The sequence below is a fragment of the Lentzea fradiae genome, from assembly GCF_900100955.1.
GTDB lineage: Bacteria > Actinomycetota > Actinomycetes > Mycobacteriales > Pseudonocardiaceae > Lentzea > Lentzea fradiae.
On sequence record NZ_FNCC01000005.1, the window covers coordinates 264,753 to 283,522 of the forward strand.

General features: G+C 70.9%; 19 protein-coding genes. 9 read left to right on the plus strand and 10 right to left on the minus strand.

Annotation, left to right across the window (positions count from 1 at the left end):
• Positions 1-5 precede the first annotated feature (5 nt).
• Complete coding sequence (locus tag BLT23_RS13360; RefSeq protein WP_090048971.1) at positions 6-647, plus strand: maleylpyruvate isomerase N-terminal domain-containing protein; 642 nt, start codon at positions 6-8, stop codon at positions 645-647.
• Here the strand turns inward: BLT23_RS13360 and BLT23_RS13365 are convergent.
• Positions 644-1,213 (minus strand): TetR/AcrR family transcriptional regulator, encoded by a 570-nt coding sequence (locus BLT23_RS13365; protein WP_090048973.1) that lies wholly within the window; start codon positions 1,211-1,213, stop codon positions 644-646. The two genes, BLT23_RS13360 and BLT23_RS13365, sit on opposite strands and share 4 nt — an antisense overlap.
• Before the next feature lie 79 nt (positions 1,214-1,292).
• Between BLT23_RS13365 and BLT23_RS13370 the strand changes: the two genes are divergently transcribed.
• Positions 1,293-2,237, plus strand: coding sequence for an NADP-dependent oxidoreductase (locus tag BLT23_RS13370; RefSeq protein WP_090048975.1), 945 nt, complete (start codon positions 1,293-1,295; stop codon positions 2,235-2,237).
• A gap of 21 nt (positions 2,238-2,258) precedes the next feature.
• Here BLT23_RS13370 and BLT23_RS13375 read toward each other — a convergent pair whose 3' ends face one another.
• Positions 2,259-2,636, minus strand: coding sequence for a DUF5997 family protein (locus BLT23_RS13375; protein WP_090048977.1), 378 nt, complete (start codon positions 2,634-2,636; stop codon positions 2,259-2,261).
• A 38-nt stretch (positions 2,637-2,674) separates the two neighbouring features.
• Between BLT23_RS13375 and BLT23_RS13380 the strand changes: the two genes are divergently transcribed.
• On the plus strand, positions 2,675-3,367 hold the full coding sequence (locus BLT23_RS13380; RefSeq protein ID WP_090048978.1) for a LysR family transcriptional regulator substrate-binding protein: 693 nt from the start codon (positions 2,675-2,677) through the stop codon (positions 3,365-3,367).
• Positions 3,368-3,370: 3 nt separating this feature from the next.
• Here BLT23_RS13380 and BLT23_RS13385 read toward each other — a convergent pair whose 3' ends face one another.
• Positions 3,371-3,796, minus strand: coding sequence for a YciI family protein (locus BLT23_RS13385; protein WP_090048980.1), 426 nt, complete (start codon positions 3,794-3,796; stop codon positions 3,371-3,373).
• Between the two features lie 131 nt (positions 3,797-3,927).
• Here BLT23_RS13385 and BLT23_RS13390 point away from each other — a divergent pair, with 131 nt between their 5' ends.
• A complete protein-coding gene (locus BLT23_RS13390) occupies positions 3,928-4,320 on the plus strand; it encodes a CoA-binding protein (protein ID WP_090048982.1) in 393 nt (130 codons plus the stop codon).
• A 78-nt stretch (positions 4,321-4,398) separates the two neighbouring features.
• Positions 4,399-5,289, plus strand: a complete 891-nt coding sequence (locus BLT23_RS13395; protein WP_090048984.1) for a ParB/RepB/Spo0J family partition protein — start codon at positions 4,399-4,401, stop codon at positions 5,287-5,289.
• 4 nt (positions 5,290-5,293) lie between these two features.
• Here the strand turns inward: BLT23_RS13395 and BLT23_RS13400 are convergent, their stop codons facing one another.
• Positions 5,294-6,388, minus strand: coding sequence for a helix-turn-helix transcriptional regulator (locus BLT23_RS13400; RefSeq protein WP_090048986.1), 1,095 nt, complete (start codon positions 6,386-6,388; stop codon positions 5,294-5,296).
• Positions 6,389-6,517: 129 nt separating this feature from the next.
• Here BLT23_RS13400 and BLT23_RS13405 point away from each other — a divergent pair, with 129 nt between their 5' ends.
• Positions 6,518-7,099 carry an NUDIX domain-containing protein gene (locus BLT23_RS13405; RefSeq protein WP_245743929.1) on the plus strand — a complete coding sequence of 194 codons (582 nt, stop codon included), beginning with the start codon at positions 6,518-6,520 and terminating at the stop codon, positions 7,097-7,099.
• A 108-nt stretch (positions 7,100-7,207) separates the two neighbouring features.
• Here BLT23_RS13405 and BLT23_RS13410 read toward each other — a convergent pair whose 3' ends face one another.
• A complete protein-coding gene (locus BLT23_RS13410; RefSeq protein ID WP_090048987.1) occupies positions 7,208-7,456 on the minus strand; it encodes a hypothetical protein in 249 nt (82 codons plus the stop codon).
• Positions 7,438-8,397 (minus strand): hypothetical protein, encoded by a 960-nt coding sequence (locus BLT23_RS13415; protein WP_143035925.1) that lies wholly within the window; start codon positions 8,395-8,397, stop codon positions 7,438-7,440. The genes BLT23_RS13410 and BLT23_RS13415 overlap by 19 nt, the downstream gene beginning before the upstream one ends.
• A 234-nt stretch (positions 8,398-8,631) precedes the next feature.
• On the opposite strand from BLT23_RS13415, the gene BLT23_RS13420 reads away from it, so the two are divergent.
• A complete protein-coding gene (locus tag BLT23_RS13420) occupies positions 8,632-10,455 on the plus strand; it encodes a S8 family serine peptidase (protein ID WP_245743930.1) in 1,824 nt (607 codons plus the stop codon).
• Between the two features lie 61 nt (positions 10,456-10,516).
• On the opposite strand, the gene BLT23_RS13425 is transcribed toward BLT23_RS13420, so the two are convergent.
• Complete coding sequence (locus tag BLT23_RS13425; protein ID WP_090048992.1) at positions 10,517-11,137, minus strand: L-threonylcarbamoyladenylate synthase; 621 nt, start codon at positions 11,135-11,137, stop codon at positions 10,517-10,519.
• Between the two features lie 19 nt (positions 11,138-11,156).
• Positions 11,157-12,338: a zinc-dependent alcohol dehydrogenase gene (locus BLT23_RS13430; RefSeq protein ID WP_090048993.1), complete on the minus strand. Its 1,182-nt coding sequence runs from the start codon at positions 12,336-12,338 to the stop codon at positions 11,157-11,159.
• 76 nt (positions 12,339-12,414) lie between these two features.
• Between BLT23_RS13430 and BLT23_RS13435 the strand changes: the two genes are divergently transcribed.
• On the plus strand, positions 12,415-14,061 hold the full coding sequence (locus BLT23_RS13435) for a glutamate--tRNA ligase (protein ID WP_090048995.1): 1,647 nt from the start codon (positions 12,415-12,417) through the stop codon (positions 14,059-14,061).
• Between the two features lie 193 nt (positions 14,062-14,254).
• Complete coding sequence (locus tag BLT23_RS13440) at positions 14,255-16,858, plus strand: glycoside hydrolase family 3 protein (RefSeq protein ID WP_090048996.1); 2,604 nt, start codon at positions 14,255-14,257, stop codon at positions 16,856-16,858.
• Between the two features lie 248 nt (positions 16,859-17,106).
• Here the strand turns inward: BLT23_RS13440 and BLT23_RS13445 are convergent, their stop codons facing one another.
• The gene (locus BLT23_RS13445) at positions 17,107-17,706 is read right to left on the minus strand and encodes a YigZ family protein (protein ID WP_090048998.1); all 600 of its coding nucleotides are present in this window, start codon (positions 17,704-17,706) and stop codon (positions 17,107-17,109) included.
• Complete coding sequence (locus tag BLT23_RS13450; protein ID WP_176946728.1) at positions 17,703-18,767, minus strand: ATP-dependent DNA ligase; 1,065 nt, start codon at positions 18,765-18,767, stop codon at positions 17,703-17,705. The genes BLT23_RS13445 and BLT23_RS13450 overlap by 4 nt, the downstream gene beginning before the upstream one ends.
• Positions 18,768-18,770: the final 3 nt, after the last annotated feature.

Here is an 18,770-nt window from a genome sequence, read left to right on the forward strand (position 1 = left end):
CGGGTGTGGACCTCTTTCCGCTTGCGCTGGGAACCCTGCTGGGAGCGGTGGGGGAGCTCACCGACGACGACTTCGACCGGCCGTCCGGGTGCGAGGGCTGGCTGGTCCGCGACCTGGTGTGCCACCTGGTGACCGACGCGCAGGACGTGCTGATCACGCTGGTGACGCCCACCGCCGACCCGGTGACGCACGACGAGGTGACGTACTGGCGGGTGTCGCACGCACCGGCGGACGACCCGCTGTCCGCGCTGACCGTGCGGCTCGCCGCCGCGTATGGGGAACCGTGGCTGCTCAAGCACCACGTCGACGACGTGGGTCAGGCGGCGTTGCGCGCGGCGGAGCTGGCCGACCCGACGCTCAAGGTCAGCACGGGGGACATGGTCCTGTGCACGTCCGGGTATCTCGGCGCGTACGTCTGGGAGTGGACGTTGCACCACCTGGACCTGGTCGCGCACCTGCCGCACCTGGAGGGGCCGCCGCCGAGGGCGCTCGCGCGGTGCCGTCAGACGCTCGAACGGATCGCCGGACCGTTTCCCTCCGGCTTCTCCGACGTGGACGTGCTGCTGGTCGGCACGGGACGGCGCGCCGCGACCGAGCGCGAACGGGCCGAGCTGGGCGACCTGGAGATCCCCTTCGTCCTCGGCTAACGCGGCCGCAGGCCGTCCATCAGGAGGTCGAGCAGGCGACCGGCCTTCGCCTCGTCGCGGGGCCGGGGCGCCACGGTGAAGACGCCGATCAGGAAGTCGGCCAGGTCGTCGGCCGAGACGTCGGGGCGGAGGTCGCCCGCCACCCGTCCGGCGTCGAGGATCGTGCCGATGGCGGCCAGCAGCGCGGCCCGCGTCCCGGCGTGTGCGAAGTCCGGCGACTCGGCCATCGCGCGCAACGTGCCGAGCATGCCGTTCTTGGTCGCGATCCAGTCGCCGAACAGGTCCGTCCAGCGCCGCAGCGCGGCGGCGGGGGCGAGCCGGTCGAGCAGCTCGCCCGCGCCGGTCGTCAGCCGTTCGACCTGGTCCCGGTAGATCGCGTCGACCAGCGACTCCTTGGTGGGGAAGTGCCGGTAGAGCGTGGCGATGCCGACGCCGGCCTCGCGCGCGATCGACCGCATCGACGGCTCCTCCTCGGCTCCGGCGAACATGCGGGTCGCCACCGCGAGCAGCTGGTCGCGGTTGCGGGTCGCGTCCGCCCGCAGGCCGCGCGTCTCGTCCTCGGTCAAAACGGATCACGCTCCGGTTGTGTTAGTCTCGAATAAGCGGAGCATAGTCCGTTTCGCTGTTCCGAGAAGGGGGACGCACATGTCGCAGAACCACCGCGCGTCGGGCAGAGCGGTGCTGCTCGACACCTTCGGAGGTCTCGAGTCCTTGGACGTCCGCGAGGTTCCCGTGCCGCGGCCGGGCCCCGGCCAGCTCCGCGTGCGGGTCACCGCCGCGGGGCTCAACCCGATGGACTGGATCATGACCGCCGACGAGGACACCGCCACGCGGTTCGGGCTGAGCCTCCCGGCCGGGTTCGGCACCGACTACGCGGGCGTCGTCGACCAGGTCGGCGAGGGCGTCACCGGGTTCGCGCCGGGGGACAGGGTGTTCGGGGGCGCGCTGTCCCGCGCGGTCGCGGACTACGTGGTGGTCGACCTGGCCGCCGGGGTCGCGGCCAACGAGGTCCACCACACCCCCGACGGTGTGGACGACCGCACCGCCGCCACCCTCACGATCGCCGGACGCACGGCCGCCGCCGCTCTCGCCGCGGTCCGCCCCGGCCCTCGCGACACGGTGCTGGTCGGCGGCGCCGGGGGAGGGGTCGGCGTGTTCGCCGTCCAGGTGGCCCGGCTCGCGGGAGCCCGCGTGATCGGGACGGGCTCACCGGGCTCGGCCGGCTTCCTGCGCGAACTGGGCGCCGAACCGGTCAGCTACGGCGACGGCCTGGCGGACCGGGTCCGCGCTCTCGCGCCCGGCGGGGTCACCGCGGCCATCGACCTGCACGGGACCGAGGTGGTGCGGGCCGCGCGGGAGCTGGGTGTCCCGGACGACCGCATCTGCACCATCGCCGCGAAGGTCGACGGCGTGCGGGCCGCCAACGGTGCCGACGCCACGCCAGAGGACCTGGCGGCGATGGCGCACCTGGTCGCCTCCGGACGGCTGCGCGTCCCGCTGGCGGCGAGCTTCCCGGTCGGGGAGATCCGCCGCGCGGCCGAGCTGCAGGCGGGCAGGCACGTGCGGGGCAAGGTCGTCATCGAGCTCTGAGGACGCTCCCCGCGGGCGGGGTCAGCCCTGGTCCTCGAGGCGGGCCTTCTCCGCCAGGCGGGCCTCCTCCGCGCGGAACTCCTTGTAGGTCGCGCGCTCCCGCACCAGCCAGTCCGGGTTCTCGTCCTTGATCGCGTTGATCTGGTCGGTGGTGAGCGCCTCGGTGAGGCCCGCGCGGGCGAGACCGGACGTCGAGATGCCGAGCTTCTGGGCGATCAGCTGCTTGGGGTGCGGGCCGTTGCGGCGCAGCTCGCGCAGCCACTCCGGCGGGTTCGCCTGCAGCTCGGTCAGCTCGTCGCGCGACACGACGCCCGCCCGGAACTCCTCGGGCGTCGCCTCGAGGTACACGCCCAGCTTCTTCGCGGCGGTGGCGGGCTTCATGGTCTGCTGCGACTTCATGCGAAAAGGGTAACGGGCTCGTCCGGTAGCCTCGGCACGTGACCGGATCGTTCACGCTCGCGTACGTCCCAGGCGTGACGCCGGGCAAGTGGGCGCGGGTCTGGCAGGACCGCCTGCCGCAGACCCCGCTGACCCTGGTGCAGGTGCCCGCGGCCCAGGCCGCGGCGAAGGTGCGGTCGGGTGAGGCCGACGCCGCGCTGCTGCGGCTGCCCGGCGACCGGGAGGACCTGCACGCCATCCCGCTCTACACCGAGACGACCGTGGTCGTGCACCCGAAGGACCACGACTTCGCGGACGAGCTGTCCCTGGAGGACCTGGCGGGGCACGTGCTGTGGCAGCCGCTCGACGACACCCTGGAGTGGGAGTCGGTGCCGGGACAGCCGCCGGTCGAACGGCCGGAGACCACCGCCGACGCCGTCGAGATCGTCGCGGCCGGGGTGGGGCTGCTGGTCGTGCCGCAGTCGCTGGCCCGGCTGCACCACCGCAAGGACCTCGCCTACACGCCGCTCGCGGACGCGCCGCAGTCGCGCGTGGCGCTGTCGTTCCCGATCCGCGACGAGAACCCCGAGCTGGTCGAGCACATGATCGGCATCGTCCGCGGCCGCACGGTCAACAGCACCCGCGGCCCGCAGGCCGAACCGGCGCGCGCGAAGCAGCCGCCGCGGGCGTCCGCGCCCCGGCGGCAGCAGAAGCCGCCGCCCAAGCGCGCGAAGACCCGCCGCGGCCGCTGAGGCTCACCGGCCGCTCTTCGAGGCGAGCTGCTCGCGCATGCGGTCCTCCTGGGCCACGGTCTCCGGCGTCGCGATGTCCGCGAACGCCTCGGGGCCGTGGATCTGCCGGATCTCGACCTCTCCCGACTGGAACGGCGCCTTCCTCAGCCACTCCACGGCGTCCCGCAGCGACGGCAGCTCCCAGATCCAGAAGCCCGCGATCAGCTCCTTGGTCTCGGCGAACGGGCCGTCGGTGACCGTCGTCGCGCCCTTGCCGTCGAACGCGACCCGCGCGCCCTTCGCGCTCGGGTAGAGGCCGTCGCCCGCGAGCATCACGCCCGCCTTCACGAGCTCCTCGTTGTAGTCGCCCATCGCGGCGAGCTCCTCGGCCGTCGGCATGACGCCGTTCTCGGTGTCCTCGTTCGCCTTGACGATGACCATGAACCGCATCTCGATCTCCTCTGGCTGGGGGTTGTCCGGTGCCTTCCTACCCACGCGTCGATCGGCTGGTGGCGCTTTCGACAGACCCTGCCCCAATGTGAGCGGCGTCACAAATCAGGGGCGAGGTTAGGCTTGGAGGTATGCGCGAAGACGTCGACTGGATCCTCGAGAACACCCGGGTCTGGGCCATCGTCGGCCTCTCGGACAACCCGTCCCGCGCGGCTCACGGCGTCGCCCGGTTCCTTCAGCAGCGCGGCAAGAAGATCGTGCCGGTGCACCCGTCCGCCGAGACCGTGCACGGCGAGCAGGGCTACCGGACGCTCGCGGACATCCCGTTCCCCGTCGACGTCGTCGACGTGTTCCGCCGGTCGGAGGACGCGGGCCAGTTCGCCGACGAGGCCGTCGCGATCGGCGCCAAGGCCGTGTGGTTCCAGCTCGGCGTGGTCGACGACGACGCGTACCGGCGCGCCAAGGACGCCGGGCTGCGCATGGTCATGGACGTGTGTCCCGCGATCGAGTGGCGCTCTCGGTGACCGGTCGCTAACCTACCGGGATCGACCGCGGGCGAATGGGGGATCCGCGGACGGTCAGCCTGGGGGGCTTGGTTTCGCATGCTCGTCGACATCCACACGTTGCACCCCGCGGACTCACCGAGGTCCGGCGGCTGCGACGACGAGTTCGTCCGCGCACTGGCTTCGTCCGGCGCTCCGCTTCCACCGATCGTGGTGCACCGGCCGACGATGAAGGTCGTCGACGGCACCCACCGCGTGCGGGCCGCCCTGCTGCGCGGGTGCCGGTCCGTCGAGGCCGAGTACGTCGACGGACCCGCCGAGGACGTGTTCGCCCTGTCCGTGTCGCTCAACCTGCCGACGCTGGCCACCGCCGACCGCGAGGCCGCGGCACGCCGGTTGCTGCGCTCGCACCCGCAGTGGTCCGACCGCGCCATCGCGGCGGCGACGGGCCTCGCGGCGAAGTCCGTCGGCGTGCTGCGACGGGCGGTCGGCGGCCAGGCCGCGGTGCGGATCGGCAGGGACGGCAAGATCCGCCCGGTCAACTCCGCCGCGGGCAGGCGGGCGGCGGGGAGGCTGCTCACCGAACGGCCGGGGGCCTCGCTGCGCGACGTCGCCCGGCTGGCCGGGGTGTCGCCGGGCACCGTCCGCGACGTGCGGCGCCGGCTGAGCGCCGGGCTCGACCCCGTGCCGGAGCGGATGCGGGCGGCGGAGCGGGCCGTCGTCCCCGATCCGCGGACGGAGGTGCGGGTGCCGGGCGCGACGCTGCCGGTGCTGCGGCGCGACCCGTCGCTGCGGTTCACCGAGAACGGGCGGGCGACCCTGCGCTGGCTGGAGGCGCACGCGGTGACCTCGGGGGAGTGGCGCCCGATCGTGGCCGGGATGCCCTCGCACTGCCGGGAGCTCGTCGCGGAGATGGCACGCGGGTGCGCGGAGGCGTGGCTGGAGATGGCCGACGCGCTGGAGCGGGAGGGCCGCAGGGCCGCCGGGTGACCGGTCAGGCGAACAGGATCTCCTTGATCTCGCCCGAGACCTCGCGCCCCGCCGCGGGACGCAGCCGCGACAGCAGCTTGCTGAACGCCGTCAGGTCGATGTGCACGGTCGCGGACTGCACCTGCCGGATGTCGTCGAGCATTCCCGCGACCAGCTCGCACGCGTGGCCGACCTCGCCGGCCTCGGCGTGGGCCAGCGCGCGGCGCAGGCCGAACCGCGTGCGGGCGCGCAGGGCGGTGGGCGCGATCAGCGGCACCTGGACGTCCAGGATCTCGGCGGCCTCCGCGTGCCGGCCGAGGTCGTGGAACGCCCAGGCGCGGACCACCGCCACCTGGTCCACCAGACTGGTCGTGCCGTAGCGGGACTCGCTGACGGTGCGCTGCAGCTCGTCCGCCCGGTCGAGCGCCTCCTCGCAGCGGACCCCGGCGCCGGCCAGCGCGTAGCCCTGCGCTTCCCGTTGCGCCGCAACGGCTTGCACGGCCGTGGAACGGGACTTCCCGGCACGGCGGGCGTAGTCGACCGTCTGGCGGGCATCTCCCTTGTACAGCGCCAGTTCCGCCGCGCGCACCAGCGACCACGCCTCCAGCTCCAGGTCGCCGCCCTTCGCGGCGTACTGCACCGCGAGCCTGGTCAGCTCGGCGGCGGACGCGTCGTCCCCGCGTTCCTGCTCCATCCAGCCCGCGTACTCGGCGAACCGCGACGCCATCAGCCACAGCCCGCGGCTCAGGCCGGGGTCGCGGGCCGAGCGCGCCAGGTCGCTCAGCGCGTCCACCTGCGGGCGCAGGCTCACCAGCACCACCTCGGGGCTCAGCCGGTGACCGAGCGCGCGGTGGTGGTGGAACATCGAGTCGTAGGTGAGCAGCGCGGCGTGGTCACTGGGAATCGGCCGCGCCGGGGCGTCCGCCAGCTCGATCAGCGCGCCCTGCGCGTGCAGCGCGCTGTCGAGGACCTTGGCCATTTCGGGGTTCGGCGGAGCCTGACCGTTCTCGATCTTGCTGAGGTGCCCCTTGCTGTACGGCACCAGATCGGTCATCTGTTTGAGTGACAGCCCGCGCTCGTTGCGCAGGCGGCGAACCTCCTGTGCGAACGTGGGCGACAACGGCCTTCACCCCCTCCACGGCAGTCTGGACGGGGGGAAACGCGCAAATGCGGAATGTCCACGAATTGGCAATTCATTGACGATCAACTGGGAGTAAGTGAACCGGTTCGCGGTGGTTCCATGTGAGTCATGGTGATGACGCGGTTCGACGAGGCGGCTGGTGTGGTGATGGTCTGGCAGCGCTTGACGACCAACGTGGTGCACCGGTCCCCGTGGTTCGAGGTGCGCGCGGACGACGTCGTCAGGCCGGACGGCGGGCACGGCACCTACACCCACGTCGTGGCGCCGGCGTCGGTCACGGTTCTCGCGATCCAGGACGACGACCAGGTCGTCCTGACCCGGCAGTGGATCTACACGCACGGCGGCACCGAGTGGCGGCTGCCCGGCGGCGCCGTCGACGACACGGACGCCGACCCGCTGGCCGCGGCCCGCCGCGAGCTCGCGGAGGAGACGGGGCTGCGCGCGTCGACGTGGGAGCCGCTCGGCCGCATCCACGGCGCGGACAGCCTCAGCAACCACGTCGACCACATCTTCCTCGCCACCGGGCTCACCCAGGGCGAGGCGTCGCTGGAGCCGGGGGAAGCCGACCTGTGCGTGCGGACGATGCCGTTCCGCCGCGCGCTCGACCTCGTCCGCCAAGGCATGCTGCCGCACGCCGGCAGCTCGCACGCGCTGCTCGTGATGGCGCTGCGCCGCACCACCGGGAAATAGCGCGTCCACCGGGTTTCCTCATTCAGCATGAAACAGGAAACCCGTTCTCATTCGACCGGCGGAAAGCCACTCTTGGTGCATCGGCGAGAACTTCGGGCCGAAAGCCAGTCAGAATGAGAAGGTGAATTTCTCGATGAGAATGATCTGCTCACTCACCACGGTCGTGAAAGTTGCCGCGATCTGCCTCTTCGTGGGTTTCGTGATCGGCAGTTTCTTCATGGTCTCGGTGGTCTGACGCTTTCGGGCCGCGGTTCTCCCTGAAACATCGAGGGAGGTGTCAGCCGTGGAACCGCACTTCTGCGAGAACTTCTGATCCGAGCACCACTGACCTTGCGAGGTCAGCCGCGTGGCGTCCACTGCACGCCGTAGCCGCGGCCCTGACGAGGATGCGGGAACGAGACGTCGATCTCGCCGATCTCGTCGACGGGCAGCGACTTCGGCCAGGGCGTCAGGTCGTCGGTGTCGCGCGCCAGGGCTTCCTCCACGCGCCACACCGCCTCCGGCAGGTCGTCCCGGTCGAAGCGGACCCGCAACCGGAACGACTCGCACATCCGCTCCGGCCAGAACACGTAGGTCGGACGCATCGACTGTCCCCGCGGTACCCGCACCTCGAGTGCGAACTGGTGCGTTTGTCCTGCGTCGAGGGGTCGGGGCAACCGCAGCTTCATCAGGATGCGCCGCGGGGACGGACGTTCGTGGCCGATGAGCTCGACCCCGTGCAACACCTCCACGTCCAGATCCCCTGGAGCACCATCGGGCGTGGGGGAGGGGATCGTGATGGACCACGCGATCTCGTTGACACCGTCGGTGTCGGCCACCACGGTCCGGCGCTCCGTGCACGCGGGCGTCGGACCGTCCAGCTTCAACAGCGCGTCGAACTCCTTGACGTGCCACAGTTCCGACGGCGCCACGTGCGTCGTCGAACCCGCCGGCTGCAGCGCCACCTCGACGAGGCGCTGCAGTCCGGCGTCCATCCTCCTGCGCACCGTGCGCGCACCGCGGTCCTGCTGCCGCGCGAGCCATTCGATGCGTTCGTTGAGGAACCGGAACTGCGCTTCCTCGTGCAGCCCGAGCGGCGCGAGAACGGCGTTGCGGACCTCCACCGGGAAACCGCGCACCGCGTTCGTGACCCAGCCCTGCAGTTTCGTTCTCACCGCTTCCGCGCCGTCGGACTCCACGAGGCCGCAGACCTGGCGCAGCGCGGGACCGACGTGCAGGTCGATACCCGGCGTCTGGACACCGCGCCCGCGGCACAACGTGCGCAGTTCTTCCATCAGCTGCTCAGGAGACACAGGCATCCGTCCTCCGCGCGGAATTGATTCCCGGATCATGTCGGGCATACCTGACCGGACGTTACTCCGGATGCACCATCCGGGTGAAAGGAATGCGCGTGTCCGATCGGGCAGCCCTCGCGCCCACGTGGTGACCACCGCCGATCGAGCGGTGACCGCCTCTGGTGGTTGACGGTAACGTGCTGATCACGGGCAGTGACGCCCTCCGGTCACTCGCCACCCCTGCCGATGGAGGTTTCCTTGCTGCGCACACTCGTCTCGGCATTATCCGCGTTCGCGTTGGTCAGCGCCGTCCCCGCCGTCGCCGCCCCGGCGGAGAGCGCTTACCTGCTCCAGTTCCGCACCACCCTGTCCGACGCCCAGCGCCACCAGCTGCAGGGCCTCGGGGTGCGCCTCGGCGCGTTCGTCCAGGACGGCACCTACGTCGCCCGCATGACGAGCACGGCCCGCGTCTCCCGGCTGAGCTACGTGCGGGACGTGCGTCCCTTCCGGGCGCAGCCGAAGGTCGCCGCGCTCGGCGGCACGGCGACCTACCTGGTGACGCTGGTCGAGCAGGACGCGCGCGACCAGCAGGCCGTCGCCGCCGAGGTGCGGTCGCTCGGCGGCGAGGTCACCGTCGTCTCCGCGAGCCGCGAGCACATCCTGGCCGTCCTCGACCCCGGCCAGGCCGCGCGGCTCGCCGAGCTGCCCGCCGTGCTCGCCATCGACCCCATGTCGGAGCCGGAGACCGACATGGCGATCTCCCGCGAGTCGTCCGGCGCCAACTACGTCGAGGCCGTCGGCGGCTACCGCGGCCAGGGCGTGCGCGGCGAGGTCATGGACGGCGGTTTCCGCCTGACGCACCAGGAGTTCCAGGCCAGGCCCGCGCTCCAGCACACCGCGAACTCGACGAGCACCTCGCACGGCACCTCGACCTACGGCCAGATCTTCGCCTCCGGCGTCTCCGCCGCGCACACCGGCCTGCTGCCCGAGGGCCAGGGCATCACCGCCGTCTACCAGACCGGAGACCGCTACGCCCTCGCCAAGGAGCTCGTCGACCCGGCAGGGCGCTACCGCGCGGTCTTCCAGTCCAACAGCTGGGGCTCCGCGCTCACCACGTCCTACACCTCCGTCTCGCAGGAGATGGACCGCATCGTGTTCGACACCGACCTGCTGATCTGCCAGTCGCAGAGCAACGCGGGCACCCGCAGCTCCCGCCCGCAGGCGTGGGCGAAGAACGTGCTGTCCGTCGGCGGCCACTACCACTACAACACGGCCGACCGCACCGACGACAAGTGGAACGGCGGGGCGTCGATCGGGCCCGCCGCCGACGGCCGCATCAAGCCGGAGCTGTCGAACTTCTACGACCGCATCGACACCACGTCGTCCAGCAGCAACACGTCCTACACGACCTCGTTCGGCGGTACCTCCGGCGCCACGCCGATCACCTGCGGCAACGCGGGCCTGCTGTTCCAGATGTGGGCCGACGGCGTGTTCGACGGCGGTCCCGGCAAGAACCGCGACGTCTTCGCGTCCCGCCCGCACGCGGCCACCGCGAAGGCACTGCTGATCAACACCGCCGACCAGCACCCGTTCCTCGGCACCGGCCACGACCAGACCCGCACGCACCAGGGCTGGGGCACCGCGTCCGTGCGCAACCTGTACGACCGCGCCAAGGCGGGCGGCTGGAAGCTGCCCGTCCTGGTGAACGAGACCGACCTCGTCACCACCGGCCAGACCCGCAGGTACACCGTGACCGCCGACGGCAAGCAGCCGCTGCGCGCGACGCTCGCCTACACCGACCCGGCCGGCTCGCCGAACGCCCTCAAGGCACTCGTCAACGACCTCACGCTGAAGGTCACCGCCCCCGACGGCACCGTCTACTGGGGCAACAACGGCCTGCTCGCGGGCAACTGGTCGACCTCCGGCGGCAGCGCCAACACCGTCGACACCGTGGAGAACGTGCTGATCCAGACGGCCGCCGCGGGCACCTGGACCATCGAGGTGATCGCGACCGCCGTCAACGTCGACGGCCACGTGGAGACCTCCGCGACCGACGCCGACTACGCCTTGGTCGTGTCGTGAGGAACGCGGGGGCCCCGCGTTCCCTCCGAGGAAACGCAGGGCCCCCGCGTTCCCGTCACCGTCACTCGAACCGGGTCGGGTCGCCCGCGCCGTAGCGGACGATCTCGGCCTCCCCGCCGGAGAAGTCCACCACCGTGGTGGGCGTGGTGCCGCACTCGCCCGAGTCGATCACCGCGTCCACCACGTGGTCCAGCCGGTCCTTGATCTCCCAGCCGTCGACCAGCGGCTCCTCCTCGTCCGGCAGCAGCAGCGTCGACGTGAGCAGCGGCTCGCCCATCGCCTGCAGCAACGCCTGCGTCACCACGTGGTCTGGGATGCGCGCGCCGACCGTCTTCTTCTTCGCGTGCATCATCCGGCGCGGCACCTCCTTCGTGGCGGGCAGGATGAACGTGTACCCGCCCGGCGTGGAGGCTTTGACCGCACGGAACACCGCGTTGTCGACGACCACGAACTGGCCCAGCTGGGCGAAGTTCTCACACATCAGGGTGAAGTGGTGCTTGTCGTTGAGCTTGCGGATCTCCCGGATCCTGTCGATGCCGTCCTTGTTGCCCAGGCGGCAGCCGAGCGCGTAGCAGGAGTCGGTCGGGTACGCGATCAGGCCGTCCTCCTGCAGGATGCGCACCGCCTGGTCGATGGCGCGCTTCTGCGGGTTGACCGGATGGACGTCGAGGTACTTGGCCATGCCCGGCAGGATAGGCCGATCAAGGATTGAGCAGCACTTTGACCATGCCGTCCGCCTTCTTCTGGAACGTCTCGTACGCTCCGGGCGCGGCGTCGAGCGGCAGCCGGTGCGTGGCGAAGTCGTCGACGCCCAGCGGGTCGTCGTCGGTGAGCAGCGGCAGGATCTCCGGGACCCAGCGCCACACGTTCGCCTGACCCATCCGCAGCTGGATCTGCTTGTCGAACATGGTCAGCATCGGCAGCGGGTCCGCCATGCCGCCGTAGACGCCCACGATCGAGATCGTGCCGCCCCTGCGCACCAGGTCGATCGCGCTGTAGAGGGCCTTGAGCCGGTCGACGCCGGCCTCCTTCATGAACTTCTGCGCCACCGCGTCCGGCAGCAGCCCTGTCATCTGCTGGGCGATCTTGCCGACCGGTGCGCCGTGCGCCTCCATGCCGACCGCGTCGATCACCGCGTCCGGCCCGCGCCCGCCCGTGAGGTCCCGCACGACCTCGGTCAGTCGCTTGCCCGCGTCGCGCAGGTCGATCGTCTCGACCCCGCGCGCCTTGGCGCGGGCGAGCCGCTCCGGGACGAGGTCGATGCCGATGACCCGCGCGTTCTTCTGCTGGGCCACCCGGCACGCCATGTCGCCGATGGGCCCGAGCCCGAGCACCGCGACCGTCTGGTCCGCCTTCACGTCCGCGTACTCGACGGCCTGCCACGCGGTCGGCAGCACGTCGCTCAGGTAGACGAACCTGTCGTCAGCGGGACCCTCCGGCACCTTGATCGGCAGCGAGTTGCCGAACGGGACCCGCAGGTACTCGGCCTGCCCGCCGGGCACCTGGCCGTAGAGCTTCGTGTACCCGAACAGCGACGCGCCCGACCCGTGCTCGTGGACCTGGGTGGTCTCGCACTGGCTCTGCAGGCCCTGCTCGCACATGAAGCAGTGGTTGCAGGAGACGTTGAACGGGATCACCACCCTGTCGCCGGGCTTGAGGGCGGTGACCTGCGGCCCGACCTCCTCGACGATGCCCATGGGCTCGTGCCCGAGGACGTCGCCCTCGGTGAGGAACGGCCCGAGCACCTCGTAGAGGTGCAGGTCCGAACCGCAGATGCCGCTGGACGTGATCTTCACGATGACGTCGTCGGGGTCCTTGAGGACCGGGTCGGGGACCGTGTCGACCCGGACGTCGCGTTTGCCGTGCCAAGTGACTGCCTTCATGCCCAGGGCGTTCCCCGAGGGGGTGCGTTGATAACCTGGGAGGACTTTCTTTCCCCGGTTTTGGAGACCATCAGCGATGCTCGACCGTGCCGTCGTCGACGCCCTGTTCCCCTCGGACCTGCCCGAGCCGTCGTTCTGGGAGGAGCAGTACCCGCCGCGCGGCCTGGGCGAGGAGGCGAAGGTCACCCGTCTGGGCCCGTCGCCGACCGGCTTCCTGCACATCGGCGGCCTGTACGTCGGCCTGATCGACCGCGACCTCGCCACCCAGTCGGGTGGTTCGTACATCGTGCGCGTCGAGGACACCGACCAGGCCCGCGAGGTGCCCGGCGCCGTCGAGCAGTTCACCAGGGCGTTCAAGTACTTCGGCATCGAGCCCGACGAGGCCGATGAGGCGGGCTCCTACGGCCCGTACCACCAGTCGAAGCGCGAGCAGGTCTACCTGACCTACGTGCGCGAGCTGCTGCGCGAGGGCAAGGCGTACCTCTGCTTCGCCACGAAGGACGAGCTGGCGGACATCACCGCGCGCCAGCAGGCGACCAAGCTCCCCACCGGCTACTACGGCCGCTGGGCCATCTGGCGCGACAAGACCGCCGAGGAGGTCCAGGAGGCCCTGGACGCCGGCCGCCCGTACGTCGTCCGCTTCCGCTCGCCGGGCAAGGCGGGCGAGCGCACCAGGTTCACCGACGCGATCCGCGGCGACCTGGAGCACGAGGCCAACCGCAACGACGTCGTCATCCTCAAGGCGTCCGACCAGTCCCCGCGCCTGCCCACGTACCACTTCGCCCACGCCGTCGACGACCACCTGATGCGCGTGAACCTGGTGGTTCGCGGCGAGGAGTGGATCTCCTCCGTCCCGACCCACCTCCAGCTGTTCGACGCCCTCGGCTTCGACCGCGTCGAGTACGCCCACATCGCCCCGCTGATGAAGCAGCAGGGCGGCTCCCGCCGCAAGCTGTCGAAGCGCAAGGACCCCGAGGCGTCCGTCGAGTACTTCATCGAGGCGGGCTTCCCGGCCGAGGCCGTCCAGTACTACCTGCGCGGCCTCGTGAACGCCCGCCTGGCCGAGCTTCCCCTCACCGAGGCCCTGCAGGCCCCGATCTCCCTCGCCGAGTGCGGCGTGGCGGGCCCGCTGGTCGACCTCGTGAAGCTCGACGACATCTGCGCCGACTACGTGGCCACCCTCTCCGGCGAGGAGATCATCTCCCGCATCTCGGACTGGGCGCAGACCTACGACCAGCCCCTGGTCACCCTCCTGTCCGAGGAACGCGACATCGCCCTCGCCGCCCTCCAGGTGGAACGGGGCCCCGAGGTGGCCAACCCGCGCAAGGACCTCCGCAAGTGGTCCGACTTCCGCCCGGCCTACGGCTTCTTCTTCCCGTCCCTCTTCGAGCTGGTGACCGACCGCACCGACGAACGTCTCGGCGGCCTGGCTCCCGAACTGATCGCCGCGTTCGCCGCCGACTTCGCCGACGGCTACGCCGACCTCGAAGACGGCAAGGAGTGGTTCAACCAGATCCGCGAGCTCGCGACGAAGCACGGCTTCGCCCCGAACCCCAAGGAGCTGAAGAAGAACCCGGACGCCTACCCCGGCTCCATCCGCGAGGCGGCCCAGCTGATCCGCGTGGCCCTGACGGGCTCGAAGGCCAGCCCCGACCTGCACGCCGTGGCCCGCACGCTGGGCACCGACGAGGTCCTGCGCCGCGTCCGCGCCCTGACCGCCTGACCCCCACGCCCGACGCACGGCCCCGGTCCCGCAGGGACCGGGGCTTTCGCTTTCCCTCCAGAGGACCAACTCACCAGCCCGGTCCCACCCCCACCCCGAGCCCGGCAAGAGCCCTTCGTCCCGAACATTCCGGAACAAAGTCATGAGAGCGTTCCCATTGACGCGGACGTAACACGCCGTTGAGGATCGCGTCATGCATTGGAGAAGCTCTCTCGCCGCAGTGCTGGGGCTGACGCTCGCCGCCGGCGCAACCCCCGCCGCTGTCGCCCAGGAGGCGCAACGGCACGGACCGGAGCAGACGGTGATCGGGCAGCCGAAGACCGAGCACGGGTGTGCCCGAATAGAGAAGTCCCTGCCGACGCTGAAGGACTGGCCGAAGGTCGACAGCCAGCTGGACGGCGACCGCAAGGACGAGGCCAGGATCAAGGCGATCCTGAAGGACATGACGCTGGCCGAGAAGGTCGGCCAGATGACGCAGCCGGAGATCGGCCAGATCACCCCCGCGGACGTCACGACCTACGGGTTCGGGTCGGTGCTGAACGGGGGTGGCAGCTGGCCCGGCAACAACAAGCGCGCCACCCCGCAGGACTGGCTGGCGCTCGCCGACGCCTACTGGGAGGCGTCGAAGGCCACGCGCACCAAGATCCCCGTCATCTGGGGCATCGACGCGGTGCACGGCAACAACAACGTGTTCGGTGCGACGGTGTTCCCGCACAACATCGGGCTCGGCGCCGCGCACGACCCGTGCCTGGTCAGGGACATCCACGAGGCCACCGCCGAGCAGATCCGCGCGACCGGGCAGGACTGGGCGTTCGCGCCGACGCTCGCCGTCGTGCAGGACGACCGGTGGGGCCGGACCTACGAGGGCTACTCCGAGGACCCGCGGATCACCCGCGCCTACGGGTTCGAGGCCGTCAAGGGGTTGCAGGACAACGCGAAGAAGCGCATCGGCGAGGACGGCGTGATCGCCACCGCCAAGCACTTCATCGGTGACGGCGGCACGACCGGCGGCAAGGACCAGGGTGTCACGGCCGCCTCCGAGAAGGACATGATCAACATTCACGGTCAGGGGTACTACGGTGCCTTGGCCGCGGGTGCGCAGACCGTGATGATCTCGTTCAACAGCTGGGCGAACGACGTCATCGACGAGGGCAAGGTGCACGGCAGCAAGTACGTGCAGACCGGCATCCTCAAGGAGAAGATGGGTTTCGACGGCCTGCTCGTCTCCGACTGGAACGGCATCGGGCAGGTCACCGGCTGCACCAACGCCAGCTGCCCGCAGGCGATCAACGCGGGCATGGACGTCATCATGGTCCCGTCCGACTGGAAGGCGTTCATCGCCAACACGATCGCCCAGGTCCAGTCCGGTGAGATCCCGATGGCCCGCATCGACGACGCGGTGACCCGCATCCTGCGCGTCAAGCTGCGCGCCGGGACGTTCGACGCGCCGAAGCCGTCGAAGCGCGACCACGCTGGCAAGCAGAAGGCGTTGCAGCACAAGGAGCTCGCTCGCGAGGCCGTGCGGGAGTCCGCCGTGCTGCTGAAGAACGACCGCCGCGTGCTGCCGATCTCCAAGCGCAGCAAGGTCCTCGTCGTCGGCAAGAGCGCGGACAACATCTCGAACCAGACGGGCGGCTGGACGCTGTCGTGGCAGGGCACCGGCAACACCAACGACGACTTCCCGAACGCCACCAGCATCCTCAAGGGCATCCAGGACACCCTCGGCACCAAGAACGTCACGTTCGCCGAGACCGCGGACGGTGTCGACCCGTCGAAGTTCGACGCGGTCATCGCCGTGATCGGCGAGACGCCGTACGCGGAGGGCGTCGGTGACCTGGGCAAGCGGTCGTTCGAGGCCGCGCGCCTGCACCCGCAGGACCTCGCCGTGCTGGACAAGGTGTCCGGCAAGGGCAAGCCGGTCATCACCGTCTACGTCGGCGGCCGTGCGCTGTACATGAACAAGGAGCTCAACCGCTCCGACGCGTTCGTCGCCGCCTGGCTGCCGGGCACCGAGGGCCAGGGCATCGCCGACCTGCTGATCCAGGGCAAGCACAACGGGTTCAGCGGCACGCTGTCCTACTCGTGGCCGGGCGAGGCGTGCCCCGCGCTGCCCGGTGAGCCCGCCAAGAAGCCGCTGTTCAAGCTCGGCTACGGCCTGCGCGACTGGCAGACGGGCAACGTCGGCAGGCTCGACGAGACCAGCCCCGGCGCGCAGTGCACCGGTGGCGGCGGTGGCACCGCGACCGAGGACCTGGAGATCTTCAACCGCACGGACATCGCGCCGTACAAGAGCCTGATCGGTTCTCCCGAGAACTGGGGCGGCACCGAGATCGGCCCGGACGGCCAGGCCGCGCACGCCGAGATCAACGTCGTGCAGTCCGATGTCAACGTCCAGCAGGACGCGCTCAAGACGACGTGGACCGGCACCGGGCCCGGACAGGTGTACCTGCAGAGCCCGGAGGTCGCCGACCTGCGCGGGTACGGCAACGCCAACGGCGCCGTGCAGTTCGACGTGATCGTGCACTCGGCACCGGTGAACCGCACGGTCATCAGCTCGCACTGCGTGTACCCGTGCCTGGCCGAGTTCGACGCCACGCAGGTGTTCCGCGACCTGCCCGCCGGCCAGAAGGCGACCATCAAGATCCCGGTCTCCTGCTTCGAAGGCAAGGGGCTCGACCTGGAGAACGTCAACACGCCGTTCCTGGTCTACACCGACGGCGCGTTCCAGGCGTCGTTCGCGAACATCCGGTGGGTGCCCCAGGCGGGTGACGACCCGGACGCCTTGCCCTGCACGTAACACCCCGCGGTGAACCTGTGGCGCGCTTTCCCTCGCAGGGGAAGCGCGCCACAGCCGTTCTCAGCGCCCCTGGATCTTCAGGCCGGCCTTCATCACCGCCACCGGACAGCAGGGTGTGCGGGTAGCCGAGGTCGATCGCGCTGACCGCGTCGAGCCGGGCCAGTTCCTGGTGGTCCACCGGGCCGCCGACGACGAGAGCCAGGCCGCGCTGGACGCGCTGTTCTCCCGCTGACCCCCGCGCGGGAGGGTCAGAGGTCGAGGTCGACGGGTTCGCCGCGGATCGCCTCGACCGAGCCGCCGGTCTGCGCGGCGAGCCACACCTCGAACGCCTCCGGCTCCCTGGTGTGCACGGTGAACGTGACGTCGTGCCCGTACTCGGCGTCCGCCACGTGGTACCCGGCGGCGCGCAGCGCGTTCTCCAGCTTGCCCGCCTGGTCGTGGTCGACGGCCAGCAGCAGCGTCTCGTGGCGTTCCCGCGTGAGCGTGCCCAGCGCGTCGACCGCCTCCGACACCGCCCGCCCGTACGCGCGGACGAGGCCGCCTGCGCCGAGCTTCACCCCGCCGAAGTAGCGGGTCACGACCACGGCGGTGTCGACGAGGTCGCGGCGCGTGAGGACCTCCAGCATCGGCACCCCGGCGGTGCCCGCGGGCTCGCCGTCGTCGGAGGAGCGCTGGGTGTCGCGGGTGCGGAACGCCGTGCAGTTGTGCGTGGCCTGCCAGTGCTCCTTGCGGATCCGCGCGAAGAACTCCGCCGCCTCCTGCTCGGTGGCGACGCGCTCGACGTGGCACAGGAACCGCGACCGCTGGATCTCGATCTCGTGCGTGCCGTTCCGCCTGATCACCTTCACGGTTCGATTGTCCGGCGCCGCTCCGCCTCGCCGAACAGCGCGTCCAGCTCGGCCGGCGGCACCTCCTCCAGCTGCTCGAACGTGCAGTCGCGCGGGTCCTTGTCCGGACGGAACCGCACCAGCCGCGCGGTGTGCCGGAACCGGCCGCCCTGCACGTGCTCGTACCGCACCTCGGCCACCCGGGACGGCTCCAGCAGCACGACCTGCAGCTGCTTGCCGGGGTTCCAGCGGCTGTTCATGCCGGGACCCTCGTAGGTCGCCCACTCCGCCCACGGGTGCCCGGCAGGCCCGAGCAGCGGCGCCAGCTCGTCGAGCAGCTCCCGCCGCCTGGCCGCGGTGAAGCTGCTCGCCACGCCCACGTTGCGCAGCTCGCCGTCCTGGTAGAGCCCGAGCACGAGCGACCCGACGGTCTCGCCGTCCTTGTGCAGCCGGTAGCCCGCCACCACGCAGTCGGCCGTCCGCTCGTGCTTGACCTTGAACATCACCCGCTTGTCCGGCTCGTAGACGCCGTCCAGGGCCTTGACCACGACACCGTCGAACCCGGCGCCCTCGAACCGGGTGAACCAGTCCTGCGCGACCTCCGGGTCCGTCGTGGACGGTGTCAGGTAGCAGCCGGGGACCTCGGTGACGACCTTCTCCAGCTCCGCGCGCCGCTCGCCCAGCGGCCGTCCTGTCAGGTCGTCGTCGCCGAGGGCCAGCAGGTCGAACGCGACGAAGCTCGCGGGCGTCTCGACGGACAGCTTGCGGACCCGCGAGGCGGCGGGGTGCAGCCGCAGCTGCAACGTGTCGAAGCTCAGCCCGTCCGGTGTGACCAGCACGATCTCGCCGTCCACCACGCACCGCGGCGGCAGCGCCCGCTTCAGCAGCTCGACGACCTCGGGGAAGTAGCGGGTGAGCGGCTTGTCGTTGCGCGAGCCCAGCTCGACCTCGTCGCCGTCGCGGAACACGACGCAGCGGAAACCGTCCCACTTGGGCTCGTAGGCGAGCCCGTCCCCGCGCGGCAGCCCGGGCACGGACTTCGCGAGCATCGGCTTCACCGGCGGCATCACGGGCAGGTCCACCAC